The 26,518-nt window shown below is 68.5% G+C and carries 18 protein-coding genes; 6 read left to right on the forward strand and 12 right to left on the reverse strand.

All coding sequences use genetic code 11. From position 1 onward, the window contains the following. The first annotated feature begins 13 nt into the window (after window positions 1-13). The gene (locus AC07NN_RS02820; RefSeq protein ID WP_494637612.1) at window positions 14-169 is read left to right on the forward strand and encodes a hypothetical protein; all 156 of its coding nucleotides are present in this window, start codon (window positions 14-16) and stop codon (window positions 167-169) included. Here AC07NN_RS02820 and AC07NN_RS02825 read toward each other — a convergent pair. From AC07NN_RS02825 to putA, 5 genes are all read right to left on the reverse strand, one after another. Further along, complete coding sequence (locus AC07NN_RS02825) at window positions 150-1,754, reverse strand: carboxylesterase/lipase family protein (RefSeq protein ID WP_494638181.1); 1,605 nt, start codon at window positions 1,752-1,754, stop codon at window positions 150-152. The genes AC07NN_RS02820 and AC07NN_RS02825 overlap by 20 nt on opposite strands. Window positions 1,755-1,930: 176 nt before the next feature. Continuing rightward, a complete protein-coding gene (locus tag AC07NN_RS02830; protein WP_494637613.1) occupies window positions 1,931-3,655 on the reverse strand; it encodes a hypothetical protein in 1,725 nt (574 codons plus the stop codon). Between the two features lie 85 nt (window positions 3,656-3,740). Continuing rightward, window positions 3,741-5,069, reverse strand: coding sequence for a glycoside hydrolase 5 family protein (locus AC07NN_RS02835; RefSeq protein ID WP_494637614.1), 1,329 nt, complete (start codon window positions 5,067-5,069; stop codon window positions 3,741-3,743). Window positions 5,070-5,139: 70 nt separating this feature from the next. Then, a complete protein-coding gene (locus AC07NN_RS02840; protein ID WP_494637615.1) occupies window positions 5,140-6,516 on the reverse strand; it encodes an alpha/beta hydrolase family protein in 1,377 nt (458 codons plus the stop codon). Between the two features lie 116 nt (window positions 6,517-6,632). Then, window positions 6,633-9,737, reverse strand: coding sequence for a bifunctional proline dehydrogenase/L-glutamate gamma-semialdehyde dehydrogenase PutA (gene putA / locus AC07NN_RS02845; RefSeq protein ID WP_494637616.1), 3,105 nt, complete (start codon window positions 9,735-9,737; stop codon window positions 6,633-6,635). A 422-nt stretch (window positions 9,738-10,159) separates the two neighbouring features. Between putA and AC07NN_RS02850 the strand changes: the two genes are divergently transcribed. Continuing rightward, complete coding sequence (locus AC07NN_RS02850) at window positions 10,160-10,627, forward strand: Lrp/AsnC ligand binding domain-containing protein (RefSeq protein WP_494637617.1); 468 nt, start codon at window positions 10,160-10,162, stop codon at window positions 10,625-10,627. Between the two features lie 3 nt (window positions 10,628-10,630). Here AC07NN_RS02850 and AC07NN_RS02855 read toward each other — a convergent pair whose 3' ends face one another. Further along, a complete protein-coding gene (locus AC07NN_RS02855; protein ID WP_494637618.1) occupies window positions 10,631-11,206 on the reverse strand; it encodes a CGNR zinc finger domain-containing protein in 576 nt (191 codons plus the stop codon). Between the two features lie 83 nt (window positions 11,207-11,289). Here AC07NN_RS02855 and AC07NN_RS02860 point away from each other — a divergent pair, with 83 nt between their 5' ends. Beyond that, a complete protein-coding gene (locus AC07NN_RS02860) occupies window positions 11,290-11,784 on the forward strand; it encodes a lipocalin-like domain-containing protein (RefSeq protein ID WP_494637619.1) in 495 nt (164 codons plus the stop codon). Between the two features lie 236 nt (window positions 11,785-12,020). On the opposite strand, the gene AC07NN_RS02865 is transcribed toward AC07NN_RS02860, so the two are convergent. The 3 genes from AC07NN_RS02865 to AC07NN_RS02875 are packed head-to-tail and all read right to left on the reverse strand — an operon-like array spanning window position 12,021 to window position 17,782. Beyond that, on the reverse strand, window positions 12,021-13,424 hold the full coding sequence (locus AC07NN_RS02865) for an efflux transporter outer membrane subunit (protein WP_494637620.1): 1,404 nt from the start codon (window positions 13,422-13,424) through the stop codon (window positions 12,021-12,023). A 2-nt stretch (window positions 13,425-13,426) separates the two neighbouring features. Then, entirely contained in the window at window positions 13,427-16,591 is a 3,165-nt protein-coding gene (locus AC07NN_RS02870) for an efflux RND transporter permease subunit (RefSeq protein WP_494637621.1), read from the reverse strand. A gap of 12 nt (window positions 16,592-16,603) precedes the next feature. After that, entirely contained in the window at window positions 16,604-17,782 is a 1,179-nt protein-coding gene (locus AC07NN_RS02875; RefSeq protein ID WP_494637622.1) for an efflux RND transporter periplasmic adaptor subunit, read from the reverse strand. Window positions 17,783-17,985: 203 nt separating this feature from the next. Between AC07NN_RS02875 and AC07NN_RS02880 the strand changes: the two genes are divergently transcribed. Both AC07NN_RS02880 and AC07NN_RS02885 read left to right on the forward strand, forming a co-directional pair. After that, a complete protein-coding gene (locus AC07NN_RS02880; protein ID WP_494637623.1) occupies window positions 17,986-18,582 on the forward strand; it encodes a TetR/AcrR family transcriptional regulator in 597 nt (198 codons plus the stop codon). Between the two features lie 291 nt (window positions 18,583-18,873). Then, complete coding sequence (locus AC07NN_RS02885) at window positions 18,874-19,554, forward strand: M23 family metallopeptidase (protein ID WP_494637624.1); 681 nt, start codon at window positions 18,874-18,876, stop codon at window positions 19,552-19,554. Between the two features lie 40 nt (window positions 19,555-19,594). Here the strand turns inward: AC07NN_RS02885 and AC07NN_RS02890 are convergent, their stop codons facing one another. The 3 genes from AC07NN_RS02890 to AC07NN_RS02900 form a co-directional block, all read right to left on the reverse strand. Further along, entirely contained in the window at window positions 19,595-20,473 is an 879-nt protein-coding gene (locus AC07NN_RS02890) for a rhamnogalacturonan acetylesterase (RefSeq protein ID WP_494637625.1), read from the reverse strand. A gap of 126 nt (window positions 20,474-20,599) precedes the next feature. Further along, a complete protein-coding gene (locus AC07NN_RS02895) occupies window positions 20,600-22,225 on the reverse strand; it encodes a family 43 glycosylhydrolase (protein ID WP_494637626.1) in 1,626 nt (541 codons plus the stop codon). Between the two features lie 233 nt (window positions 22,226-22,458). Further along, window positions 22,459-23,895: a sugar porter family MFS transporter gene (locus AC07NN_RS02900; protein WP_494637627.1), complete on the reverse strand. Its 1,437-nt coding sequence runs from the start codon at window positions 23,893-23,895 to the stop codon at window positions 22,459-22,461. A gap of 400 nt (window positions 23,896-24,295) precedes the next feature. Here AC07NN_RS02900 and AC07NN_RS02905 point away from each other — a divergent pair, with 400 nt between their 5' ends. Then, a complete protein-coding gene (locus AC07NN_RS02905; protein ID WP_494637628.1) occupies window positions 24,296-26,497 on the forward strand; it encodes a TonB-dependent receptor domain-containing protein in 2,202 nt (733 codons plus the stop codon). The last annotated feature ends 21 nt before the right edge of the window (window positions 26,498-26,518 follow it).

A 26,518-nucleotide genomic window follows, 5' to 3' on the forward strand; every position in this document is an offset into this window, starting at 1 on the left:
AAGGGAGCCGCGCGTGGAGTACGACGAGCGTCAGACATGGATCGCGCTATGGACCGCCGTGTTCGGCGAACCGCCGCCCGTGGAGCCGGACGACGAGGCGACGGCGCGGATCCTGGTCGACTGCCTGCCGCTCGCGCCGCCCTACGCCATCACGTCCCGAACTGAGTGAACGGCACGCGGTTGAAGAACTCGCGCTCGGCGCCGCGCGGGTCGTTTTCCATGCGCGAGGTGTTGTCGAACACCATCGTCTGGCGGCGGGGCAGGGTGTAGGGCTCCCACCTGGGCAGGGCGCCGCCGTTCGGATCGCCGGTGCGGGCGAAGTTGACGAAGGCGTCGCTGATCGTGTTCGACATGGCCACCGACTCCGGCCCCGTGCCGACGATTGAGCCCTTGGCGTCCAGCGTGCCGAACACCAGGCCGATGTCGATGGTGTGCGGCGCGCCGAAGATGCCGCCGTCCTTCGGCGACTTCCAATTGACCTGGTAGGCGTAGGCCGGGGCGCCGGCCTTTGCGCGCTCCTCGTCCTGGATGATCGCGGCCTTCCACGAGCGGCCGGCCGTCGAGGCGGCGAAATAGACGTCCGACGGCGAGTAGTTCGGATAGGTCTGGCGGTAGAAGGCCACGACCGTCTCGGGATCGATGTCGATCCGGGCGTTGAACTGGCCCGGCAGCTTGGCGATCACCTCTTCCCAGGTCTTGGGGAAGGCCTTGGCGTCGAAGCCGATAAAGCCCTTGGTCTCGTCATGGGTGTTGCCGCACATCAGCGGGACGCCGAGGCCGACCGGCGAAGCGTCGGGGAAGAACGGGTGGCGGTCCAGGCTCCGCTGGTCCAGCACTGGGCCCATATAGACGCCGCCAGAACCGGCGATCGGATCGACAGCCCGCAGGCCCTCGACCATCTGCTCGGTGGTCAGGGCGCGGGCGGCGGCAAGGTCCTTGGCGCCGGTCTTGTCGAGAAACGCCTTGGCGCGCTTGGTGGCGTTGAACGGGCCGCCGGCGGTGACCTGCTGGCCGCTCATGGTCACGGCGCTGCTGAACAGGCCCTTGGCGGCCGGCATGGCCAGCAGGGTGGCGATCTTGGCGCCGCCGCCGGACTGGCCGAACGGCATCACTCGGCTGGGATCGCCGCCGAACTGCGCGATGTTGTCCCGCACCCATTGCAAAGCGAGGACGATGTCCAACTGGCCGTTGTTGCCGCTGTCGCCGACCGTCGGGTCGTTGAACAGGCGGGCGAGGTAAAGATAGCCGAAGGCGTTCAGGCGGTGGTTGATCGTCACCACCACGACGTCGCTGCGCTTGGCCAGCTTGGTCCCCTCGTACCAGGGGTGACTGCCGGAGCCGGTGTTGTAGGCGCCGCCGTGGATGTAGAACATCACCGGCCGCTTGCCGCCGTCCGCGAGGCCGTCCTTCTTCGACGCCTTGGCCGGGGTCCAGACGTTGAGGAACAGGCAGTCTTCCGATTGGGCCTCGTCCTCGCCGCGGCCCTGCGGGCAGGACGCGCCATAGGCCAGGGCGTCCTTCACGTCGGTCCAGGGCTCGGGCTTGACCGGCGGCATGAAGCGGCGCGCGCCGCCGGTGTCCTGGCCGTAGCGCAGACCCTTGAAGACGTTGATCCCGTCCTGGACATAGCCCCGCACCTTGCCGGCGGCCGTCTTGACGATCGGCGAGCGCGCCTCGGCGGTGAAGCCTACGGCCGGCAGGGCGGCGTAGGCAGCCAGCGCGGCCGCGCCGGTGATCAGGCCGCGGCGGCCCATCGTCGGGGAAGTGTTGGGGGTGTCCACGGCGGTTCCTCCGGCGCTTTCTGCTGAGCGTCGCGGTATCGGTAGCCCCCGCATGACACCGGTGACAATCCCTATTTTCGAGCCCTATTCCCAGGGCGGCGGCTCGACCGGCGCGATGTCCCGACGATCGTCGTCGGATTTCACAGGCTTCAGCCCGGACAGGTCACCGGCTTCAGCGGCTTGATGTCCTTGGCCGTGATCGGCTCGCCCCGGGCGAGCTTCTGCATGGCGGGATCGGCCTTCAGCCAGCTTTCGCCGTTATAGGCGACGTGGCGCTTGTCCCAGGTGGGGATGGCGGCGGCCAGCACCTGCCGGTCCGCCGCGTCCACGGCGTCCGAGGCCGCGAACCGCAGGATCTCGTGTGCGCCGCTGGTCGAGGCCAGCCGGCCGATGTCCTGGAACAGCATCTGGCGTTGGGCCGGGCCCAGGCAGAAGGCCGGGGTCAGGGCGGGGACATCCCGCTCGTCGCCGCCGACGCCGATCCAGCGCATGACGACGCGCATGGGCAGGCGCAGCGGATCGTCCGGGCCGCCGGTGGAGGCGGCGAGGTTCTCCTTGCGGGTCAGTTCGGCCAGCGCCCAGTCGCCGATCTCGTTGAGCTGACCCGAGAGGATCAGCGTCAGGTCGGGATTGGCCCGGTAGTCCTTCCCCAGCAGGCCCTTGAGGGTCTCGGTATAGCCGGGGTCGTCGTCGAACCGCTCCCCGGAAGCCAGGGTCAGCTTCAGCGCCAGTTTCGGCCATCGCTCGGCGATGTCGGACTCGCTGCGCCACCGGGGTTGGCCCTCGTCGCGGAAGGGATCCTGCTGCACCTCGCCGATCGCCGCCAGCAGCAGTCGGGCGTCGCCCTCGGGCGCCGTCGCGATCATCGGGACCGCGCGCGCCTCGATCAGTTGGTAGGCCTCTCGATAGCGGCCGTTCTTGGCGTAGAAGCGCAGGGCCATGGCCAGGTCGTCCGCAGGCGCGTCGGGCGCCGTGAAGGCTTCGAAGAGCGGCATGGCCTTGGGATGGTCGCCCTCGATCAGCATCTCCAGGATCGCGGTCAGGCGCGGATCGCGGCGGGGCGGCGGAGGCGGCTTGCCGCTATCCAGGCCCGAGGCCTTCATCATCAGGTCGGTGAACGCCTCGGCCTCGGACTGCTCGGTGTCGAAGGCGCCGGGGCGCGGCCTGTAGCGCGGAGGCCGGCCGGCCTTGAGGTCGTCATAGGCCGCCAGCAGGAACTCGGTCGGCTTCCAGGGCGACAGCGCGCCGAGGTGCTGTTCGATGTCGGCGGCCAGGGCCTGGTCGTCGCGCGTAGGCGCGGGCTTGGCCAGGAGCTCGGCGCGCATGCGCTCCAGCGTCGCCACCTGGGCCAGGGGCGCCTCGGAATTCTGGACGCCCAGATAGGCGCGGATCGTCCGCATCCACAGCGAGGTCTCGCCGGCATAGTCCTCATTGATCCGCGAGAACGGGTAGCCCACGGGCCCGTAGAGCTTGTTCTGCTTGCCGAGGATCAGCACGTAGGACGCGCCCTTGCTCATCGTCATCCGATTGCAGGGACCCATGTGCCCCTCCGGGTGGGAGAAGACGATCTGGTTGGGATCGCTGGGCCTGGTGCGTCCGAGCGTCAGGCCGACGACCTCGATCTCGCCGACGGCCTCGCCCTTCAGGGTCTGGAGGACGCGGAACACGACCTTGCGATTGAAGAAGTCCTCCCGCCCGGTGTCCTTCGCGCCGATCGGGGTGGCGACCACGATGGTGTCGGCGATCTGGACGAGCTCGAAGTTGCTGGGCCGGACGTAGCCGGGGACCGTCGAGCAGGCCAGCGCCACGACCGGCGCGCCGAGGGCCAGCGTTGCGACCGCCCATGTTGCTCGAACCCAACGCCGCCAAGCCATGCGCATCTCCCGTCAGGGGGACAGCTTCGCTGGCCGGTCGGACTCGATCAAGAGTAAATCTTACAAATGTAGTTCTATTTTCGAGCTAGCTCAGCGCCTTCACCGCCGCCGCGTGCTCGGCGATCACCGCCAGGGTCGAGGCGTCGGTGTCGAAGACGCCGTACAGGCCCTGCTCTTCCTGGGGCGGGTCGCCGACGAAGCTCTTGTCGCCGTGGGCGAACCAGGCGTCGGCGTGCTGGGCGCGGCCTTCGCCGTTCCAGGCCCAGAAGTTGGTGCCGGCCACCGGGCCGCCGGTCTTCATGTCGTCCAGGGCGAGGCCGTAGATCGTCCGATAGAAGCGGTCCTTGTCGGCAGTGGCAGAGCCGGGGACGAAGGCGCGGGCCTCGCGGATCAGGCCGAACTCCTCAATGACCAGCGGCTTGTTCAACTGCCTGGCCAGGGCGATGTGGCGGACGACGTAGTCGCGGCAGCGGGCCTCGCCCTCGGCATAGGTGGCCGGCTGGTTCTTCGGGTCGATCCAGCCCCAGTTATTGGGCCAGACGTGCAGGGTGACGTAGTCGATGTTCGTAGGCTTGTGGGCCTCGACCACGCAGGCCTCGCTCTCCAGGCAGCCCATCGAGCCCTCGCTGCCGGTGCTGACCAGGTGCTTGGGATCCAGCGTCTTGATGATCGTCGAGACCTCGGCGATCCAGTGATAGTAGATCGGCAGGTTCTTGGTCCCGAACGCCTGGGTCCCGCCCGGGCGCGGCTCGTTGGCCAGCTGCCAGGCCATGATCGCCGGATCGTCGCGATAGGCCTTGCCGGTGACGGTGTTCACGCGTCCGACGAGGCCCAGGAGATAGCGGCGGAACAGGGCGTTGGCCTTGGCGTCGCCGTAGAAGCGGGCCGAATAGTCGGGATATTCCGGCCACGGATGTTTCGGATCGCCCTGCTGGAACCAGGGTCCGTTGCCGACCCAGTTCAGATAGGCCGGCATGCCGCCTGACCAGTCCCAGAAGTTGTTGACGTAGATCACCGCCTTCATGTCGCGGTGGGCCATCTCGGCCAGCAGGACGTCGAGGCCTTTCAACAAGTCCTGGCTGTAGACGCCGGGCTCTTCCTGCATTGTCGGGCTGACGGCGGCCTTGGCGGGCGAGCGTTCGCCGGCGCCCAGGACGCGCAGGTTGGTGACGCCCAGGGCCTTCAGCCGATCCAGCTCGCGCTTCAGCCGCTCACGGTCGCCGGTGGCGCCGGGCGAGCCCAGCCAGGCGCCGTACCAGAGGTTCCCGCCGACGAAGCGGTAGGGCTTGCCGTCCAGGACCAGGCGGCCGTTCCTGACGCTCACGAAGCCCTTGGCCGGCGCGGCGGGCTTCTTCGCGCCAAGGGCGGGGAGGGCGGCCGCGGCGGCGATCAGGTGTCGGCGGGAAAGGGCCATGGCGTGTCCTCCGGCGGGGTTCTGGCGGCCCCTGAGCGGCAGCATGCCGCGCGTTGATAGCGCTAACAACTCACTTCGGCTTGGCCGCGTGGGCGACGGTCCAGTCGACGACGGCGCTCAGGGCCGCCGGGGCCATGGTCTCCTCGATCTGGCCGTACTCGGCGATCAGGCCCGTGCCGGCGGTCTGGAAGAGGTGGTTGAGGCCCGGCAGTTCCAGTGTCGTGGCGTCGGTCGCGGCGGGCAGGCCGGCCTTGATCGCGGCCAGGTTCGCGGCGGCCGCGACCTGCACGTCCTTGGCGCCGCCGATCGCCAGCACCGGCGCCTTGATGCGAGCAAGGTAGGGCTTGGCGTCGCTGCGGATGAGGGAGCGGTAGTGGGCCGACAGCATGGTCGGGAACTGCTTGCGGGTAGGGGCTTGCGCCGGCACGCCCTCGCGGTCGAGCACCGCGTTCATGCCCGCCAGGGCCGAGGCGTCGTCCTGGGGGGAGGCGACGATGGCCAGGAGTTCGCCCTGGACCCTGGTCGCCGCCTGGATCTGGGCCTCGCTCGCGCCGGAGGCCTTCAGGATCGCGCCGACCTGGCCAACCACCACGCTGCCGCCGGTTCCGCCCGGCGCGGCCATCAGCACGACGAAGGCGACCTTGGGGTCGTCCGCGGCGGTGCGGATCGCCAGCGCGCCGCCCTCGCTGTGGCCAAGCACGCCGACGCGGGCCTTGTCGATCTCGGGCCGGGCGCGCAACCACGCCAGGCTGGCGGCGACGTCGCCGGCGTCGTCATCCAGAGTGGAAGAGCCCGGGAAGGCCGCCGAGCCGCCCACGCCGCGATCGTCGACGCGCAGCACGGCCACGCCCTTGCGGGTCAGGGCGTCGGCGATCAGCAGGAACGGCTTGTGGCCGTAGAGGGTCTCGTCGCGGTCCTGGGCGCCCGAGCCGGTGAGCAGCAGCACGGCCGGGAACGGACCCGCGCCCTGCGGAACGGTCAGGGTCCCGGCCAGCTTCAGGCCCGACGTCGGGTTGGCGTAGGTGACGTCCTCGGCGCGATAGGGGAAGGGCGGCTGGGGCGTTTGCGGTCTGTTGACGACCGGCGCGGCGGCCGGCGCGGTGCGGCTCATGACCAGCGGCGCGCTGGCCCCACCCTGCGTCCACTGGCCCGTCAGGATCTTGCCGTCCGGCGAGACGGTTCCTTCGAACGCCGCGGGCGTGGTGTTCAGCGCCAGGCGGACCTTGCCGCCCATGACCACGGCGCTGGCGGGCAGGCCAAAGGCTTTCTGGGCCGGACTGTCCAGGGTGGCGGAGCCGTCCGCCTTGATATGGAAGACCAGCGGCAGCTGCCCGCCGCCGAGAGCGAGGCTGCCGTACCAGTCACCCGCGACAGGAGCGACCTGGGCGGAAGCGATCGCGGGCGCGAACAGCGCGGCGGCGACAACGGCGCGAGGCAGGAAACGCATAGGCTTGGAACTCCCCGAACTGGACGGGGAGCTTAGGCGTCACGCGGGACGGTTGTGAAGGGCGGGCGCGCCCTCTTCGTCGCAAAGCGGCGGGACTAAGAGGGCGTCTGACCGATCTACAGATTCAGCAGCGCCGGATCCCCGCCCTGGGCGGTGATGTTGACGCTGACCGCGCGCTCGACCGCGAAGCGCAGCAGGGCGTGCGGGCCGCCGGCCTTGGGGCCCGTGCCCGACAGGCCCTCGCCGCCGAAGGGCTGGACGCCGACGACGGCGCCGGTCATCGAGCGGTTGACGTAGGCGTTGCCGGCCGGGACCAGGCGCTGGACGTCGGCGGCGAAGCTTTCGATCCGCGAGTGGATGCCCAGGGTCAGGCCGTAGCGGCGGGCCGCCAGGGCGCCGGCGACCTGGTCCAGGTTCTCCGGCTTGTAGCGGACGACGTGCAGGATCGGGCCGAACACCTCGCGCTCCAGGAAGTCGGCGGCGGGGATCTCGGCCAGGACCGGCGCGAAGAAGGTGCCGTCGGTCGGGGCGGTCAGGGCGTGAAGGAGTTTGGCCTCCTTGGCGAGGCGGACCTGGTGCTTCTCGAGCGCTTCCTTGGCCTCGGCGTCGATCACCGGGCCGACGTCGGTGACGGCCAGGGCCGGATCGCCGACGACCAGGGCGTCCATGGCGCCCTTCAGGCCGTCGATGATGTGCTCGGCGGTGTCTTCCGGCAGGAACAGCAGGCGCAGGGCCGAGCAGCGCTGGCCGGCTGAACCGAAGGCGCTGACGATGACGTCGTCGATGACCTGCTCGCGCTGGGCGGTGGTGTCGACGAACATGCCGTTGAGGCCGCCGGTCTCGGCGATGAACGGCACGATCGGGCCCTGCCTTTGGGCGAGAGTCTGGTTGATCCGCCAGGCGGTGTCGGTGCCACCGGTGAAGGCGACGCCGTCCAGGCCGTCGTGGCTGGTCAGGGCCGCGCCGACGGTCTCGCCGCGACCCGGCAGCAGGGCCAGCAGGCGGTTGTCCAGGCCCGCGGCGTGGTACAGCTTCACCGCCTCGAAGGCGATCAGCGGGGTCTGCTCGGCGGGTTTGGCCAGCACGGCGTTGCCGGCCGCCAGGGCGGCGGCGATCTGGCCGGTGAAGATGGCCAGCGGGAAGTTCCACGGGCTGATGCAGACGAAGACGCCACGACCGGCCAGGCGCAGGGTGTTGGTCTCGCCGACTGGGCCCTTCAGGACCTCGCCCTCGCCGAACTGATCCTCGGCCAGGGTGGCGTAGTAGCGGCAGAAGTCGACGGCCTCGCGGACCTCGGCGATGCCGTCCGACAGGGTCTTACCGGCCTCGCGCGACAGGATGGCGATCAGGCGGTCGATGTTGTTCTCAAGCGCGTCGCCCATGGCGCGCAGGACCTTGGCGCGGGCCGGGCCGCCGGCCTGGTCCCAGGCCGGTTGCGCGGCGCGGGCCAGCTTGAAGGCCTCGTCGATCTGCGACGTCTTCGCCTCGGAGACCGCGCCGATCACCTTGGCGTCGTCGGCCGGGGCGACCACCGGCAGCGGCGCGCCGCCGGCCACGACCTTGCCGCCGATCAGCGGACCGGCGCCCAGGTCGATGCGATCCAGTTCGGCCACGGCCTTTTCCAGGCGCGCGCGGTCAGCCTTCACCGAGAGATCCAGGCCGGCGCTGTTCTGACGGCGCGGGCCATAGACGTCGATCGGCGTCGGGATCTTGGCGTGGCGGTCGGGATGAGCCTCGACGGTGTCGATGGGGTCGGTGACGACCTTCTCGACCGGCACGCGCTCGTCCAGCAGGGCGTGGACGAACGAGGTGTTGGCGCCGTTCTCCAGCAGGCGGCGAACCAGGTAGGGCAGCAGGTCCTCGTGGCCACCGACGGGCGCGTAGGCCCGCAGGGTGATGCCGTCATAGAGGTCGTCGGCGGCCTTGTAGAGCGCCTCGCCCATGCCGTGCAGGCGTTGATGCTCGATCTTGACGCCGGCGTTCTTGGCCATACGGACCACGGCCGCCAGGGTGTGGGCGTTGTGGGTGGCGAACTGGGCGTAGAGGTGCGGGGCGGCCTCGATCAGGGCCTTGGCGTTGACCAGGTACGACAGGTCGGTGGCCGGCTTGGTGGTGAACACCGGATAGTCCGGACGGCCGGCGACCTGGGCGCGCTTGATCTCGCTGTCCCAGTAGGCGCCCTTGACCAGGCGGACCATCAGCCGACGGCCGGTTTCCTTGGAGAGGGCGGCCAGGCGGGCGATCACCTCGCCGCAGCGCTTCTGATAGGCTTGGACGGCCAGGCCAAGACCCTGCCAGTCGCCCAGTTCCGGTTCGCGGCACAGGCGGTCCAGAAGCTTCAACGACAGGGCCAGGCGGTCGGCCTCTTCGGCGTCGATGGTGAAGTTGAGGTTGTGCCTGGCGGCGATCTTGGCCAGGCGCAGCGTGCGGGGATAGAGCTCCTCCCACACGCGGTCCTCGTGGGTCGCTTCATAGCGCGGGCAGAGGGCCGAGAGCTTCACGGACACGCCGTGGCCGGCTTCCGGACCCGCGCCCTTCGACAGCTTGCCGACGGTCTCGATGGCGTCGGCATACGACTTCTCGTAGCGCTCGGCGTCGGCGGCCGTGCGGGCGCCTTCGCCCAGCATGTCGAAGCTGCACATGTCGCCTTCGTTGGCGGCGCGCTTGATGGCGGCTTCAATCGTCCGTCCAAGGACGAACTGTTCGCCCATGATGCGGATGGCCTGACCGACGGCGGCGCGGATCACCGGCTCGCCGACGCGGCCGGCCAGCTTCTTGATGAAGCCGGGCAGGTCCTTCTTGGCCTCGTCATCGGGCTCGACGATCTTGCCGGTCAGCATCAGGCCCCAGGTCGAGGCGTTGACGAACAGGCTGTCGCTGCCGCCCAGGTGGCTGGCCCAGTCGGCCGAGCCGATCTTCTCGGCGATCAGCTTGTCACGGGTGTCGTCGTCGGGGGTGCGCAGCAGGGCCTCGGCCAGGCACATCAGGGCCAGGCCCTCGCGGGTGCCCAGGCTGAACTCCTGCAGGAAGCTTTCGACCACGCCTTGCTTGCGGACGGAACGACGCGCCCCGCGCACCAGGGCCTCGGCCTCGGCGCGGACGGCGGCGCGGTCCTCGCTGGACAGGGGCTTGGCGGCCAGAAGGTCGGCGATCACCGCGGCTTCGTCGCGATACTTGCCGGCGTCGAGCGAGTCCCAATCCGTCTGAGGCGTGGTGTTCATGGTCGTTCCCTAATTAGATATCGTCGGTCTAACTCGGCTTCGTCCAAAGGTGCTTCGTTTGTCTCGCGCTCGGTCCGATTGATCTTCGGACAAGGTGGCGAAATCGATCATCCGCTCCAGGCGCGCGAACGGGCGCGGCGAGGCGTCGCGCGGAGCATGCTCTGGAAAAGGGGAGGGAGGAAGGGGCGCGGCTTTTGGGGGGAGACGCCTGCGCCCCTTCCTCTCATGCGCGACGCCCTAGGGGGGAGTGGGGAGGCGTCGCGTAGGTTCCAACCACGGCGGCTGGCCGTATGTCCGCCGGCGCCTTTGAGGAGGGGGAGCGCCAAGCGGGGCTGGAACGATCGAAGGTGTACCGCCAAGCTTTCCGAATGTGCTACGTTTGTGAGCGCTACTTTTCGAAGCTTCTTCGGGGAAATCGCCTCATGGCCATGTCCACTCTGGATGATACCGATCGCCGGCTGTTGAAGGTTCTGCAGGTCGACGGCCGCATCACCAACGCCGAGCTGGCCAAGCGCTGCAACCTGTCGCCGGCGGCCACGTTCGACCGCGTCCGGCGGCTGCGCGAGCGCGGCTACATCACCGGCTACGCGGCGTTGCTGGACCCGGCCAAGGTCGACCGGGCGCTGCTGATCTTCGTGGAAGTGGTGCTGGAGCGCACGACCGGCGAGACCTTCGAGGACTTCGCCAAGGCCGTGCTGCGCGCGCCAGAGATCCTGGAGTGCCACATGGTGGCCGGCGGCTTCGACTACCTGATCAAGGCCCGGGTGCGCGACATGGAGGCGTACCGCAACTTCCTGGGCGACATCCTGGTCAAGATGCCGGGCGTACGCGAGACCCGGACCTATGCGGTGCTGGAAGAGGTGAAGAGCACGGTGCAACTGCCGCTCTAGGCCCTACCCCTTCTCCCGCTCCCGGAAAGCCGCGACCTTGGCCCGGTTCCCGCAGGCGCTCATCGAGCACCAGCGGCGGTCGCCCTTGCGCGAGGTGTCCAGGAACAGGATGGCGCAGGTCGGGCCCTGGCACTGGCGGATGCGGTCGGCGTCGGGGCCGCCCAGCAGCGCGATGGCCTCGTGCGCGACGCTGGCCAGCAGGGCGTGGGTGTTTCCGTTGAGCTTCGTCGCGCCGGCGGCGTCCAGCCAGGGCGCGGCGGCGGGTTGGGCGGCGAAGGCGTTCAGCGCCTCGCGCGGCGCTTCGGGCAGGAGGCGGCCTTCGGCGCGCGCGGCGGCCAGGGCGTAGAGCGTCTCGCGAAGCGCGCGGACGGCCGAAAGATCTTCGGCGTTCGCGCCCGGCGCGCGATCGGCCAGGCCCGCCGCCACCAGCCAGCGGTCGAGGTCGCCGGGCGCGTTCAGGGCCTCGCGATGGTTGCCGCTGACCCGGCCCGCCAGGGTGGCCGGCAGGTCCAGGGCCACGCGGCCGCCCCGGAAGCGGAAGCCGTCTCTTGTCTCTTCGGGTTTGGGCGTCACGAACATCTCACGGGAAACCGGATTGACAGGTTAGCGGACTTCGTCGAGTTTGCGCCAGTAACCGACTCAACAAGTTACATGGTGGCGCGATGCGAAAGACGATGACGGGCCTGGGCTTCGTCCTGGCCGGGGCCTTGGCGATGGCGGGCGCGGCCCAGGCGGCGGACTTCCCTCTGGCCGGGACCTGGACCCTGACGGCGGCCGACCAGATCACGTCGGGCGGCGTGCGGGCGCGCGACTATGGCGCGGCGCCGAAGGGGCGGCTGATCGTCGACAGGGCCGGCCGCTACAGCCTGCAGATCTTCAGGAGCGAGCGGACCGGCTTCGCCTCGGGCGACAAGAAACGCGGGACGCCGGAGGAATATGCCGATGCGGCCCTGGGCTCCTCGACCCACTACGGGACCATCGCCATCGACGAGGCCAGCCACGCGCTGCTCTTCAAGATCGACGGGGCGTCTTTCAAGAACTGGGAGGGCGCGACCCAAGCGCGGCCCTACGATCTGAAGGGCGACGTGCTGAGCTACCGCGTGCCGGCCCGACCAGACGGCTCCACGGCGATCTCGGAATGGAAGCGCGAGCGGTAGGAAACCCCGCCCTTCGACAGGCTCAGGGTGAGGTTTCTACTGATGCGCTGAGCAAGAATTAGTCCTCACCCTGAGCCTGTCGAAGGGCGAGGACGCCCCCAGAAAAGAAAGGGGGGAACGGGCGGCCCCAGGGGTGGGGGGAGGAGCGCGCCCGTTCCGTTCGCAGCCATCGGGGGGATGATGGACAACGAACCGCCCCGGCTCTCGCCGGGGAGCTCTGCGATCAGGCGGCGTGATCAGGCCTTGGGGGCGCCGCCGCCGAGGGTCTTGTAGAGGGTGACCAGGTTGGTCGCCCGGGCCAGGCGCGCCGTGATCAGGCCCTGCTGGGCCGAATACAGGGTGCGCTGGCTGTCGAGCAGGGTCAGGGCGCTGTCGAGACCGGCGTCGCGGCGTTGCTGCGACAGGCGGGTGCTGTCGGTGGCGGCCGTGACGAGGCGCTCCTGGGCGGCGACGCGGTCGGCGACCGTGGCGCGCACCGACAGGGCGTCGGAGACCTCGCGGAACGCCGTCTGCACCGTCTTCTCGTAGGTCGCGACGGCGATGTCGCGGTTGGCCTTCGAGACGTCCAGGTTGGCGACATTGGCGCCGCCGGCGAAGATCGGCAGGCTGATCTGCGGCACGAAGCTCCAGACCCCCGTACCGCCGCCAAACAGGCCGTCCAGGTCGCCGCTGGCCGAACCGGTCGAGCCGGTCAGGCTGATGCGCGGGAAGAACGCCGCGCGGGCCGCGCCGATATTGGCGTTGGCGCCTTGCAATTGGTGCTCGGCGGCCAGCACGTCGGGACGGCGGGTCAGCACGTCCGAGGGCAGGCCCGCCGGCAGGTCGGCCAGGATCTGGGCCGAGGTCAGATTGCCAGACGGCAGCAGGTCGGTCGGCACGTCGCCGCCGGCCAGCAGGGTCAGGGCGTTGCGGTCCTGGGCGACCTGGGCGGTGTAGATCGCCACGTCGCTGCGGGCCGTCTCGGCGAGGGTCTCGGCGTTGCGCAGGTCCAGCAGCGAGCCGGCCCCGCCATCGACGCGCTGGCGCACCAGGCGCAGCGAGTCCTCGCGGGTGGCCAGCGTGCCCTTGGCGAGGGCCAGGCGCTCCTGGTCGGCGGCCAGGGTCAGCCAGGCGTTGGCGGTCTCGGCGATCAGGCTGGTGCGCACCGAGCGGCTGGTTTCCTGGGTGGCCAGGTAGCTCTGCAGCGCGGCGTCCTTCAAGCTGCGGACGCGGCCGAAGATGTCCAGCTCATAGGCCGTGAAGCCGATGGTGGCGCTGTAGACCTCGGTGTCGAAGGCAGCGCCGGTCTGCGAGGTCGAGCCCGGGGTGCGGCTGCGCTGCTCGGACAGGACGCCGTTGATCGCCGGGAACAGGGCCGCGCGCTGGATGCCGTACTGGGCGCGGGCCTTCTCGATGTTCAGCACCGCCACGCGCAGGTCGCGGTTCTGCTTGAGGGCCAGGTCGACCACGCCTTGCAGGCGCGCATCGGCCAGCACCTGGCGCCAGTCGAGGTCGGCGGCCGAGACGGAGCCCGTGGGCTCCGGCGTCGGCGTCGACCAGGTCTGGGCCACCGGCAGGGCGGGCCGCTGGTAGTCAGGGGCCAGGGTGCAGGCGCTCACCGCCGTGGAGGCGAGCAGGATCAGTGTGAGGTTACGGAACATGGTCAGTGGGCCTCCGTCGACGGCGCTTCGCTCTGGTGAGCGACAGCCTCGTCGTGGCCTTTGTGTTTGGGTTTGAAGATCTTCTCGACCAGCACGAAGAACAGCGGGACGAAGAAGATCGCCAGCAGGGTGGCCGAGATCATGCCGCCGATGACGCCGGTGCCGATCGCGTGCTGGGCGCCCGAGCCGGCCCCGTTGGAGATCGCCAGGGGCAGCACGCCGAAGACGAAGGCCAGCGAGGTCATGATGATCGGGCGCAGACGGATGCGGACCGCTTCCAGCGTCGCCTCGGTCAGGCTCATGCCCTTCTCGTAGAGGTCCTTGGCGAACTCGACGATCAGGATGGCGTTCTTGGACGCCAGGCCCATGGTCGTCAGCAGGCCGACCTGGAAGTAGATGTCGTTGCTGAGGCCTCGGGCGAAGGTCGCCAGCAGGGCGCCGACGATGCCGAGCGGCACCACCATGATGACGGCCAGCGGGATCGACCAGCTCTCGTAGAGGGCGGCCAGCAGCAGGAACACCACCAGGATCGAGATGCCGTACAGGGCCGGGGCCTGGTTGCCGGACTCACGCTCTTGCGCGGAGAGACCGGTCCATTCGAAGCCGATGCCCTGGGGCAGCTGGCCGGCCAGCTTCTCCATGGCGTCCATGGCCTGGCCCGAGCTCTTGCCCGGGGCCGGGGCGCCCTGGATGTTCATCGACGACAGGCCGTTATAGCGCTCCAGACGCGGCGAGCCGTAGGTCCACGACGACGTCGCGAAGGCTGGGAACGGGACCATCTGGCCCTGGTTGTTGCGCACGTACCAGCGGTTCAGGTCTTCCGGCGTCATGCGGTAGGGGGCGTCGGCCTGCATGTAGACCTTCTTCACGCGACCACGGTCGATGAAGTCGTTCACGTAGGAGCCGCCCCAGGCCGCGCTGAGCGCGCTGTTGATGTCGGCGGTGGTCAGGCCCATGGCGCCGGCCTTGGCCTGGTCGACCTCGATCTTCAGCTGCGGCGTGTCGTCCTGACCGTTCGGGCGCACGCCCGCCAGGTTCGGATCCTGCGCCGCCATGCCCAGCATCTGGTTGCGGGCGTTCATCAGGGCTTCGTGACCGACGCCGCCAATGTCCTGCAGCTGGAAGTCGAAGCCCGACGAGGTGCCCAGCTCCGGCACGGCCGGCGGGATCACCGCGAAGACCATGGCGTCGCGGATGCCGCCGAAGGCGCCCATGGCGCGGCCGGCGACGGCCTTGGCCTTGAGGTTGGCCGCCTTGCGTTCCTCGAAGTCCTTCAGGCGCACGAAGGCGAGACCGGCGTTCTGGCCCGCGCCGCCGAAGCTGAAGCCCGAGACGGTGAACACCGATTTCACGGCGTCCTTCTCGTCGACCAGGAAGTGGTCGCGCACCTTGTCCAGCACGCCCAGGGTCCGCTCCTGCGTGGCGCCGGCCGGCAGCTGGACGAGGGTGATCATGATCCCCTGGTCCTCTTCCGGCAGGAAGGCGCTGGGCAGGCGCACGAACAGCAGGGCCATGACCACGATGATCGCGGCATAGATCGCCATCCAGCGGCCGCTCTTGCCCAGGATGCCGCGCACGGCGCCCTGGTAGCGGCTGGAAGCGTCGTTGAAGCTGCGGTTGAACCAGCCGAAGAAGCCGGTCTTCTCGTCGTGGTGACCCTTCTCGACCGGCTTGAGCAGGGTGGCGCAGAGGGCCGGGGTCAGGATCAGGGCCACGATCACCGACAGGCCCATGGCCGAGACGATGGTGATCGAGAACTGGCGGTAGATCACGCCCTGCGAGCCGCCGAAGAAGGCCATCGGCACGAACACGGCGGACAGGACGAGGGCGATGCCGATCAGGGCGCCGGTGATCTCGTTCATCGACTTGCGGGTGGCCTCGAGGGGAGACAGGCCCTCCTCGGACATCACGCGCTCGACGTTCTCGACCACGACGATGGCGTCGTCGACCAGGAGGCCGATGGCCAGCACCAGGCCGAACATGGTCAGGGTGTTGATCGAGTAGCCGAACAGCGCCAGCACCCCGAAGGTGCCGAGCAGCACGACCGGCACGGCGATGGTCGGGATCAGGGTCGCGCGCCAGTTCTGCAGGAACAGGAACATGACGATGAACACGAGGATGATGGCCTCGATCAGCGTCTTGACCACTTCCTCGATCGACAGCTTCACGAACGGCGTCGAGTCGTAGGGGACGACGTACTTGTAGCTGGCCGGGAACGACTTCTCGAGCTGGGCCATCCGCGCCTTGACGGCGGCGGCGGTGTCGAGCGCGTTGGCGCCGGGGGCCAGACGGATGGCGAGGCCCGCGGCCGGCTTGCCGTTGAACTTGGCGACCGAGCCGTAGTTCTCGGCGCCCAGCTCCACGCGGGCCACGTCGGCCAGGCGGACGGTGGCGCCGCCGGCGCTGTTCTTGACGATGATGGCGCGGAACTGCTCGGGGGTCTGCAGGCGCGACTGGGCGGTGATCGTGGCGTTCAGGCCCGTGCCCGGCAGGTTCGGCGTGCCGCCGATCTGGCCGGCCGAGACCTGGGCGTTCTGGGCGCGGATCGCGGCCGAGACGTCGGCCGGGGTCAGGTTGAAGCTGGCCAGCTTCTGCGGATCCAGCCAGATGCGCATGGCGTATTGCGCGCCGAACAGCTGGATGTCGCCGACGCCGTCGACGCGGCTGAGCGCGTCCTGGATGTTGCTGGCCAGGTAGTCGGCGACGTCGGTGTTGGTGACCTTGGGATCCTCGGAATAGAGGCCCACCACCATCATGAAGTTACGCGCCGACTTGGCGACCGTCAGGCCTTGTTGCTGCACCTCTTGGGGGAGCAGCGCGGTGGCGGTCTGCAGCTTGTTCTGGACCTGGACCTGGGCGATGTCGATGTTGGTCCCGGCCTTGAAGGTCAGGGTGATCGACGCCGCGCCGGAGCTGTCGCTGGTCGACGACATGTACTCCAGGCCGTCCAGGCCCTTCATCTTCTGCTCGATGACCTGGGTGACGCTGTCCTCGACCGTCTTGGCCGAGGCGCCCGGATAGACGCCCGAGACCGTGACCTGGGGCAGGGCGATGCTGGGATATTGCGCGACCGGCAGGGTCCGGATGGCGAGCGCCCCGGCCAGCATGATCACGATGGCGATGACCCACGCGAAGATGGGCCTGTCGATGAAGAAACGCGAAAGCATCTGCGGCGCGCCTTAGTGCTTGGCCGCTGCGGCGGGCGGCGCCGAGACGGAGCCGGCCGGGACCGGCTTGATGGGCGCGCCGGGGCGCAGCTTCTGCAGGCCTTCGGTGACGATCTTGTCGCCCGCGTTCAGGCCGCTGGTGACCAGCCACTTGTCGCCGACCGTCTGGCCCAGGGTGACCGGGCGCGCCTCGGCGCCGCCCTTGGCGTTGACGACGGTGACCATCGCATTGCCCTTCGGATCGCGCTGGATGGCGCCCTGCGGGACCAGGATGCCGCTGGCGGCGACGCCCTGGCTCAGCACCGCGCGGACGTACATGCCCGGCAGCAGCGTGCCGTTCGGGTTCGGGAACACGGCGCGCAGGCCGATCGAGCCGGTGCCCGGGTCGACGGTGATGTCCGAGAACTCCAGGCGGCCCGGGATCGGATAGGTCGAGCCGTCTTCCAGTTTCAGGGTCACCGGGGCCGAGCCGGAGCGGCCGATCTTGCCCGAGGCGAACTGCTGCTGGAGCTTCAGGAGCTCGGCCGAGGTCTGGGTCAGGTCGACATAGACCTTCGACAGGTCCTGGACCGTGGCCAGCGGCGCGGCCTGGCTGGCGGTGACGAGGGCGCCGGGGGTCACGGCGCTCTTGCCGATGCGGCCCGAGATCGGGGCGGCCACGCGGGTGTAGTTCAGGTTGATGCGGGCGTTGTCGAGCGCGGCCTTCTGCACGGCGACGGCGGCGGCCGTCTGGGCGGCGGCGGCCTGGGCGTCGTCATTGTCCTGCTTGGACACCGCGCCGGTCTCGACCAGGGCCTTGTAGCGGTCGGCCTTCAGCTTGGCCGCGGTCGCCTGGGCCTGGGCCTGGAGGACGGCGGCGTTGGCGCTGTTGACCGTGGCCTGGAAGGTCGCCGGATCGATCTGGTAGAGCGACTGTCCGGCGCGAACGATCGAGCCCTCTTCGAACAGGCGGGCCTTCACGACGCCGCTGGCTTGCGGACGCACCTCCGAGACCAGGAAGGCCGAGGTGCGGCCGGCCAGTTCGGTCGTCAGCTCCACCGGCTGCGATTGCGCGACGATGTAGCCGACCTCGGCCGGACCGCCGAAGCCGCCCGCGCCGGCGCCGCCCTTGCCCTGGCCGCAGGCGGCGAGCGTGAGTGCGATGGCGGCGAGGCCCACAGCCGTGGACACGGCCGAGCGTTGGAATTGCATATCTGACCCCGGAAATGCGGTGGCCGTGTGGGCTATTACCCTTGACGCGGCCGGCATGATGAACAATGTGAGAATGAACGTTCATTCTCAAGCGGGCTGGACATAGGAGCGGTAGTGTCGCAAGTCAACCACCGCCCGGCTTGAACTTGGCTGACCTAACGGAAATGTAATGCCGATCAGGAAATTCCCAAGTGGGACCCTCAATGACTGACGAGAGCCAATCGGGCCGCCCCTCGCCGGAATCGCGTCGTCAGCAGATCCTGGACGCCGCCTGCGAGCGCGTGCGTCAGTCGGGCTTCCACGGCGCCAGCATGGCCGACATCGCCAAGGCCGCCGGCCTCAGCGTCGGGCAGATCTACCGGTACTTCGAGAACAAGGAGGCGATCATCGCCGCCATCGTCGCCCAGGACCTGGCCGAGATGCGCGACAAGTTCGCCGAGATGGAGAGCCGACCCGGCACGCTGAGCGACGCCATCGACGAGCACCTGCCCGAGAGCATCGAGAAGTGCTTCGATCCGCGGCGCGCGGCCCTGGCGCTGGAAGTCGTGGCCGAGGCGGCCCGCAATCCCAAGGTCGCCGCCATCGTCCGCTCGGCCGACGAACAGGAGCGCGCCCTGGCTCGCACCATGATGGAGCGCGACCGCAAGCCCGAATGGAGCGACGAGGAGTTCCAGGCCCGCTGCGAGGTGATCGGCCTGATCTTTGACGGCCTGCTGATGCGCGGCGTCAATCACCCGGACCTCAACCGCGAGGCCCTGATCAAGGTCCTGCGCTCGACGGTCCGGCACTTGATGGCCTAGGGGGCGGCGGGAGGCTTTACGCCCCCTCCGTCTCGTCGCCTATCGGCGCCGATCCACCTCCCCCGCAAGCGGGGCAGGAGGGCGCATCCGGCATACTCCTCACCCGTGAAACGGGGGAGGTGGCGCGCGGCGCAGCCGCGTGACGGAGGGGGCGCTTCCTGCTGAATATGTCAAAAATCCGCATATAATTCAAAGCTTAAGCATTGAATCTCCGCGTCGACCGGTCGCATGGCGGTAGCGCGTTAACCCTTCCATATCTGCCGCCATCCCCTCAGCGACAGAAAGTCCCCCATGAACGCATCGACCGCGAAGACGCTCAGCCCCGCCCTGCGTTGCATCCTGGGCCTGGCCGCCGTGTTCGCGCCGATGGTGGTGGCGGCGATGGAGCGCCCGATGTCGCGCCGGCATGAGCCCGCGCCGATCGTCAAGCTGCTGGCCGAGATCGCGAAACCCGCGCCGGTCCCGGTCATGGAGCTGGTCTGGAAGGGCGCCGACCTGGACGGCGACGGCGCGTCCGACTTCGCCAACCCGACCGGCGAGGCCCCGCGCGGTCACGACGCCTTCGGCGACGGTCGTTTCGGCGCCAGTCGCGACGGCGGCAGCCGCGACCACGAGGGCGTCGACTACATCGCCTCGGCCGGTCAAGCGGTCCACGCGCCGATGTCGGGCTATGTCACCAAGATCGGCTACGCCTATGCCGGCGATACGGGGCTCAAGTTCGTCGAGATCACCAACCCCGCCCTCGGCTACGCCGCGCGCGCCTTCTACGTCTCGCCCCGCGTCGAGGTCGGCCAGACGGTCCGCCTGGGCGACACGATCGGCAAGGTCGAGAGCCTGCAGGGCCACTATCCCGGCATCATCAACCACGTGCACCTGGAGATCCTGGCCCCCGGTGGTGATCGCGTGAACGCCGCGCGGCTGATCAAGCCGACGATGGTGGCGGTGGCGCAGACTGAAGCGTCCGCCGACTGAAGCGCTAAAAGAATCCCTCTCTCAGAGAGAGGGATCTCTTCTACGGAACCAGCGACCGTCCCAGCTCCGGCACGGCATCGGCCAGCGCCTTGGCGACCATCGCCGAGAAGTAGTCCGCGCCCTCCGGCCCGACGTGCGTGTAGTCGAACACCGGCTTGAAGCTCCCCATCGCGCTGGGCGGCGACGGCGGAGCGGCAGGCGGGCGGGGCGGGACGACCGCGCCGGGGATGGCGGGTTCGTAGAAGGCCGCGCCGGTCGTCGTGCCGGACTTGGCCGCCTTGATGATTTCTGGCGCGACATCGGCCGCCGGCGGGGCCTCGCCGAATTTCAGCGCCTCGTATGCGCCCATCGCCTGGACCGCGTCGCGGGACAGGGCGTGCAGGTCGACCAGCGGCGTCCCGGTTTCCTTGGCGACCTTGCGGATGGCCTCGGCCCAGGGGGCGAGGTCGTCGAAGACCTTGCCGTCCTTGAATTGGCGGCGGATCAGCGGGGTCACGAGCACTGGCCTGGCGCCGGCCGCGCGGGCCTCCTCGACGAAGCGCCTGACGTTGACCGGGAACTCGGTGGCCAGATCCGTCGAGCGCTCGGGCCGACCGGGCTGGTCGTTGTGGCCCAGCTGGATCAGGACCCAGGTCTTCTCGAAGCCGCCGGAGGTCATTTCCTTCAGCGCCAGGGCCCAGGAGCCTTCCTCGCGATAGGTCCGGCTGGACCGTCCGCCGCGTCCCAGGTTCACGCAGGCGAGGCTGGAGCCGACGTGTTTCGCGCAGAAGCTGCCGCCCCAGCCGCTGTTCACGGCCGTGGTGGAGTCGCCGACGAGGACGACCTTGCTGGCGCGGAACATGGGTTCCGGCGCGGTTTGCGCGTGGGCCAGGGCGGGGAGGAGGAGGGCCGTAACGGTCAGAAGGGCTTTGAGCGACATCACGATCTTCCCCTGCGGCGTCCTCGCCCTTCGACAAGCTCAGGGTGAGGACTACTTTTGACGCCGTATCGGTAGAAAACCTCACCCTGAGCTTGTCGAAGGGCGAGGTTTGCGGCCCCTCTGAATCTAGTCCAGCGCCCGGTACTTGAAGTTCCTGAACCGCGCCGAACCCTTGCCGGCCGCATAAAGCCCCGGCTTCAGCATCAGGAACCCGCCCCGCACATTGTGGTGGTAGCCGCTGACTTCCATGCCCCGGTCGAACCGCTTCCAGGTCTTGCCGCCGTCGCCGCTGGTATGGAAGCTGACGATGTGGCGGGTGTTGATCACCTTCATCAGCAGCTTGGCGCCGTGCGGGTTCGCAGGCCGCCCGCGCTCGATGCCGTACTGGTGGGTGACGAAGTTCTTCTGGTCGAAGCCCAGGCCCGCATAGAGCTGGCGGTCGTAGAACAGGATCAGGCCGGCGCGGGTGTCGGGATCGACCTCAATCTCGCACTCGATCTCATAGGCCTGGTCGCCGTTGACGAAGATCAGCGGCGCGCCGCTGGACGGGGCTTCGCCGGCGCCCTTCAGGGTCAGGACGCCGCCCGAGCGGGTGATGCGGCTCTGTTCGTCCGGCTTGGGGTCGAAGAAGGCCCACTGCACGCCGTACTTGTCGGTGCTGAAGTCGTCCGACAGCGCCTTGCCGTGCGGGCCGGGCTTGCCGCCCTTGGGCTTGGGGATGGGCTTCGACAGATCGCCGCCGCCCACCTCGAACCAGCCGTCGGCGGTCCAGGTCACCGGGGCCAGCAGGGTCTGGCGGCCCAGCGTGTAATAGCCGTTTTCGTAGCCGTGATAGACGGTCCACCAGTCGCCAGGCGTGGGGCCCTCGACCAGGGTCGCGTGGCCGCGCGACCACCACTTCTCGGTATTGTCGACGGTGCGGACGATCGGGTTGCGGGGGTGATCTTCCCACGGGCCGGCCAGGGACTTGGCGCGGGCCACGATGACCATGTGGCCGGTCGGCGGGCCGGCCGTGCCGCCCACGGCGGTGACCAGGTAGAAGTACTCGCCGCGACGCATGACCTTGGGGCCTTCGGGCGAGAAGCCCTCGACGTCCCAGGTGTCCGGATAGCGCCACGGATTGTAGACGTGCTCAGGCTCGCCGACAGTCGACAGGCCGTCCGGAGCCAGCTTGATGCGGTCGCCGCCCGACAGGAACAGCCAGCGCTCGCCCTTCTCGTCGACGATGTGGCCAGGGTCGATATAGCGCGGCAGCTTGAGGTCAATCGGCTCGGACCACGGGCCTTCGATCTTGTCGGCCCAGATCACGTAGCTGGTGTTGTTGTTCGGCTTCTTGGCCGGCAGGTAGATGTAGAAGCGGCCCTTGTGCTTGCAGATCTCGGGCGCCCAGATCGAGCCGACATTGGTCTTCAGCGTCGTGACCACCGGCGTCCAGTTCACCAGGTCCTTGGAGTGCCAGATCAGCAGACCCGGATACGCGTCGAACGACGAGTGGGTCATGTAGTAGTCCTCGCCGTCCTTCAGGATCGACGGGTCCGGGTGGTCGCCGGCCAGGATGGGATTGAGGAACGTGCCGTCGCCGAGGTCGGCCTTGCGCTGGCCCTCGACGCCCTTGACCCAGGTCGGACCAGTCGTGGCTTTGGCGGGGAGGATGCCCATCTGGCCAGCGGCCTCGGTGGTCGCGGGAATGGCGGCCAGGCCGGCTCCGGTCAGCAGCGAGCCCAGCGCGCCGCGGCGGTTGATGTCGACCATGGGTATTCCTCCCGACGCGTATGCTTCTTGGCGCTCACTTAGCGTCAAGCCGGCGGCGATGTCCACCGGTGTCATTTGTCATATTGTTTGATTTTAATAGTCTTTTTCGTGGCGAAGCGCACGAGGCGATAACAACGACGAAGCCTGGTCAAACCGCACAAAAAAACGCCCGGAGGAGACCCCCGGGCGCTTCTTGTATCTGCTCCCCAGAAGGGGAGGGGGTGACGGAGCGCTTAGCCCTCCATCGCCTCCAGTTCCTTGCCACGGGTCTCGTGGATCAGCTTCTGGACCAGGAAGAACGAGACCAGGGCGCAGACGGCATAGAAGCCGTAGGTCGCCGGCAGGCTCGCCTTCTTCATGATCGGGAAGCTGAACGAGATGGCGAAGTTGGCGATCCACTGGGCGAAGCCGCAGACGGCCAGGGCCGAGCCGCGCATCTGGTTCGGGAACATCTCGCCCAGCATCACCCACATGACCGGACCCCAGGAGAGGTTGAAGAAGATCACGTAGAGGTTGGCGGCGACCAGGGCGATCGGGCCGATGCTGGGATCCAGGGTCAGGGCGCCATTGACCGTGGTGGCGGTCGAGAAGCACCAGGTCATCACGCCCAGGGTCACGGCCATGCCGGCCGAACCGATCAGCAGCAGCGGCTTGCGGCCGACCTTGTCGATCAGGGCGATGGTGGCGAGGCACGCCAGGATCGAGAGCGAGCCCGACAGGATGTTGATCTTCAGGCTGTCGTCCTCGGTGAAGCCCACCGACTGCCACAGCACCGAGCCGTAGTAGAAGACGATGTTGATGCCCACCAGCTGCTGGAACACGGCCAGGACCAGGCCGGCCCACAGGATCAGGCGCAGCTTCCGGGTCTCCGGATCCAGCAGGTCCGAGAACTTCGGCTGGTGGTCGACGGCCAGCGAGGCGCGGATCTCATCGACCTTCTTGGCGCCTTGGCCCGCGCCGAACAGGCGCGACAGGATGGCCTCGGCCTGGGCGTCCTTGCCCTTGGCGACCAGGTAGCGCGGGCTTTCCGGGATCACCAGCAGGGCGAAGAAGAAGATGCCGGCCGGGATGACCTGCATCCAGAACATCCAGCGCCAGGCGGGCAGGCCCATCCAGAACTCGGCGGTCGAGCTGCCGGCGGTGTGCGCCAGGGCGTAGTTGGCCAGGAACGCGCCGGTCAGACCGGCGATGATCATGATCTGCTGCACGGACGACAGGCGGCCGCGGATGTTCGCGGGCGTGACTTCCGAGATGTAGACGGGGCAGAGCACGCTGGCCGCGCCGACGCCCAGGCCGCCGATCAGGCGGAAGATCACGAAGACGGTCGAGGTATGGGCCGCGCCGGTGCCCAGGGCGCTGATCACGAACAGCAGGGCCGAGATGATCATGACCGTGCGGCGACCCCACACGTCGGCCAGGCGGCCAGCGGCAAAGGCGCCGAAGGCGCAGCCGAGCAGGATGGCGGCGACGTTGAGGCCCTCGCCCGCTTCGGTCAGGTTGAAGGCGGCCTTGAGGCCCGTCTGCGTGCCGTTGATGACGCCGCTGTCGTAGCCGAACATGAAGCCGCCAATGGTCGCGACGGCGACGATCGCGGCGACGAAGGCCATGTTGACCTTAGCGCCATCGGCGCTCATGCCGGCGCTTGGGCCAGCGTTAGAAACTGAAGCCACAGGTATCCTCCCCATGGGGCCTGTTCGGCCCGTTGATGCCCTAACGGTCCTTGTCAGACCTCTAGTTGCCGGCGACCTTAGTGTTACCGGTATCAGCGCGCAAGCGGCGGTTCTGACGACCACCAAACCCACGCGCGGGACTCACCCCTGCAGCCCTACCGATAGCAGGGCGCATGCGGTTTCGCGACGTCCGTCTCCAGAGATGCGCGGCGGCGCGAGCGCCCCACCCCGGTGGTCCGATCTCGAAGGGGGTGTGGCCCGAATGTGACCCTATCCGTGCGTTCGCGAACATTGCCGAAAAGAAATTTGTCCCTGCTCTCGGAAGGGTCTTTACGGCTGGAGGTCGAGATCGCGCGGATGTCCGCCGCGGCTCCCTCGACATCCAAGTTGGGGATACTCCTTGCGACTGAAGTTCGCCCTGTTCGCCGCCGCCGCTGCGATTCTGCCGCCTACCGTGGGCCTGGCCCAGACTGCTCAATCTTCTACCCCCGCCGCCCAGACTGCGCCGAAGCCGGCGGGCAAGGACGGGCCGACCGCCGTTGAAGGCGTGGTCATCCGCAGCGACTCCACCGCGATGCGCACCGACATCGACCGCCGCAGCTACAGCGTCGCCAACGACCTGTCGGCCAAGACCGGCTCGATCAGCGACGCCCTGCGCAACATCCCCTCGGTCGAGGTCGACGTCCAAGGCAACATCAGCCTGCGCGGCGATCCGAACGTCACCATCCTGATCGACGGCAAGCCCTCGGGCATGTTCAACGGCGACAACCGCGCCGACGCCCTGCAGCAGCTGCCGGCCGACCAGATCGATCGCGTCGAGGTGATGACCAACCCGTCGGCCGCCTACCGTCCCGATGGCTCGGCGGGCATCATCAACCTGGTCACCAAGAAGACCCAGAAGGCCGGCGTGACCGGCACGATCCGCGGCAATGTCGGCCCCGACGGCCGCTACAACGGCGGGATCAGCGCCACGCGCCGTCAAGGCAAGGTCACCCTCTCGGGCGACGCCAGCTATCGCTATGACGAACAGCAGGCCTGGTCGACGACCGAGCGCGCCGTGCTGGACAGCGCCAGCGGCAAGTTCCTGGAGAGCGACCAGTCGGCAGCGGTCGTCAACACTGGCGGCGCGCTCAGCCTGCGTACGGGGATCGACTACGACCTCGACAAGAAGACCCGTCTGTCGGCCGAGGTCCGCTATCGCGGCATGAACTACGACAGCGCCATCGCCGAGACCTATGCGGGCCGCAACCTCGCGGGCCTGACCTCGCAGTCGTATCTGCGCGACAGCAGCGCGCGCATGGTGCGCGACAACGCCGCCGTCGCCGGCGACTATCGCCGCCAGCTGGGCGGCGACGGTCACGAGGTGACCTCGCACCTCGAGTACGAGACCACCCAGTTCAAGCGCGCCTCGACCGCCTTCCAGGACGGCCTGGTGGGCGTCTCCGACCAGTACGAGAGCTTCGGCTTCGGCGCCGAGCAGGCCCGCATCAACTGGAAGATGGACTACAGCAAGCCGCTGCCCGGTTCGTCCAAGGTCAAGGCCGGCCTCGACTTCGAGTTCGCCGACAACGGCTACAACAACTACGGCGCCCGTGGAACGACCCTGACCAACCAGGTCCTGGACGCCGCCCGCACCAACCTGTTCGACTACGACCAGGACGTCCTGGCCGGCTATGTCACCTATGAGCGCCCGATGGGTGACCTGACGGTGCAGGGCGGTCTGCGCGCCGAGCAGGTCAACATCCGCACCAACCAGATCACCTCGAAGCAGAAGAACCAGAGCGACTACTTCCGCCTCTATCCGACCCTGCACGCGGGCTATCGGATCGACGACGCCAACACCTTCAACGCCAACTACAGCCGCCGCGTCCAGCGCCCGGGTCCGCAGGACCTGAACCCCTATCCGGTCTATCAGGACCCGCTGAACTATCGCGCCGGTAACCCGAACCTGAAGCCGCAGGTCACCGACTCGTTCGAGCTGGGCTGGCAGTACCGCAAGGGTCCGGCGACCTACATCGCCACGGCCTATTTCCGCGACACCAAGGACGGCGTCACCGACGTCGTGAAGAACCTGGGCAACGGCGTCTTCCTGACCACCCGCGAGAACCTGGCCAAGAGCCGCAACGGCGGCCTGGAGCTGGTGGCCTCCGGCCGCCTGACGCCGAAGCTGACCTACAACGTCAGCGGCAACGCCTTCTGGAACGAGATCGACGCCTCGGCCCTGGGCTTCTCGGGCAAGCGCTCGGGCACGACCCTGACGGGCCGCGCCAACCTGAACTTCCAGGCGACGCCGAAGGACTTCTTCCAGGTCAACGCCTTCACCTCGGGCAAGCGCATCACGCCGCAGGGCCATCGCGAGCCGGTGCAGCTGATCAACGTCGGCTATCGCCGCAAGGTCACCGACAAGCTGAACTTCGTGGTCACCGTCAACGACGTCGCCAACTCGTTCGAGGACACCGTCGTCACCGAGACCGCGCTGCTGCGGGACAAGACGCGCCGTACCGCCAAGGTGCGCGCGGCCTTCTTCGGCTTCAGCTACGCCTTCGGCGGTGGCAAGCCGCGTCCGGAACAGTTCGACTTCGGTTCGGGTGGTCCGGGCTAAGGATTACACTTGTAAGAACTG

This window comes from Caulobacter sp. GW821-FHT09H08, assembly GCF_059415885.1.

What these genes read in the sequence shown, in the direction of transcription:
- AC07NN_RS02825 (WP_494638181.1), bottom strand. Translation starts at nt 1,754, where the DNA reads ATGGGCCGCCGCGGCCTGATCACCGGCGCGGCCGCGCTGGCTGCCTAC.
- AC07NN_RS02830 (WP_494637613.1), bottom strand. Translation starts at nt 3,655, where the DNA reads ATGGCTTGGCGGCGTTGGGTTCGAGCAACATGGGCGGTCGCAACGCTG.
- AC07NN_RS02835 (WP_494637614.1), bottom strand. Translation starts at nt 5,069, where the DNA reads ATGGCCCTTTCCCGCCGACACCTGATCGCCGCCGCGGCCGCCCTCCCC.
- AC07NN_RS02840 (WP_494637615.1), bottom strand. Translation starts at nt 6,516, where the DNA reads ATGCGTTTCCTGCCTCGCGCCGTTGTCGCCGCCGCGCTGTTCGCGCCC.
- putA (WP_494637616.1), bottom strand. Translation starts at nt 9,737, where the DNA reads ATGAACACCACGCCTCAGACGGATTGGGACTCGCTCGACGCCGGCAAG.
- AC07NN_RS02850 (WP_494637617.1), top strand. Translation starts at nt 10,160, where the DNA reads ATGGCCATGTCCACTCTGGATGATACCGATCGCCGGCTGTTGAAGGTT.
- AC07NN_RS02855 (WP_494637618.1), bottom strand. Translation starts at nt 11,206, where the DNA reads ATGTTCGTGACGCCCAAACCCGAAGAGACAAGAGACGGCTTCCGCTTC.
- AC07NN_RS02860 (WP_494637619.1), top strand. Translation starts at nt 11,290, where the DNA reads ATGCGAAAGACGATGACGGGCCTGGGCTTCGTCCTGGCCGGGGCCTTG.
- AC07NN_RS02865 (WP_494637620.1), bottom strand. Translation starts at nt 13,424, where the DNA reads ATGTTCCGTAACCTCACACTGATCCTGCTCGCCTCCACGGCGGTGAGC.
- AC07NN_RS02870 (WP_494637621.1), bottom strand. Translation starts at nt 16,591, where the DNA reads ATGCTTTCGCGTTTCTTCATCGACAGGCCCATCTTCGCGTGGGTCATC.
- AC07NN_RS02875 (WP_494637622.1), bottom strand. Translation starts at nt 17,782, where the DNA reads ATGCAATTCCAACGCTCGGCCGTGTCCACGGCTGTGGGCCTCGCCGCC.
- AC07NN_RS02880 (WP_494637623.1), top strand. Translation starts at nt 17,986, where the DNA reads ATGACTGACGAGAGCCAATCGGGCCGCCCCTCGCCGGAATCGCGTCGT.
- AC07NN_RS02885 (WP_494637624.1), top strand. Translation starts at nt 18,874, where the DNA reads ATGAACGCATCGACCGCGAAGACGCTCAGCCCCGCCCTGCGTTGCATC.
- AC07NN_RS02890 (WP_494637625.1), bottom strand. Translation starts at nt 20,473, where the DNA reads ATGTCGCTCAAAGCCCTTCTGACCGTTACGGCCCTCCTCCTCCCCGCC.
- AC07NN_RS02895 (WP_494637626.1), bottom strand. Translation starts at nt 22,225, where the DNA reads ATGGTCGACATCAACCGCCGCGGCGCGCTGGGCTCGCTGCTGACCGGA.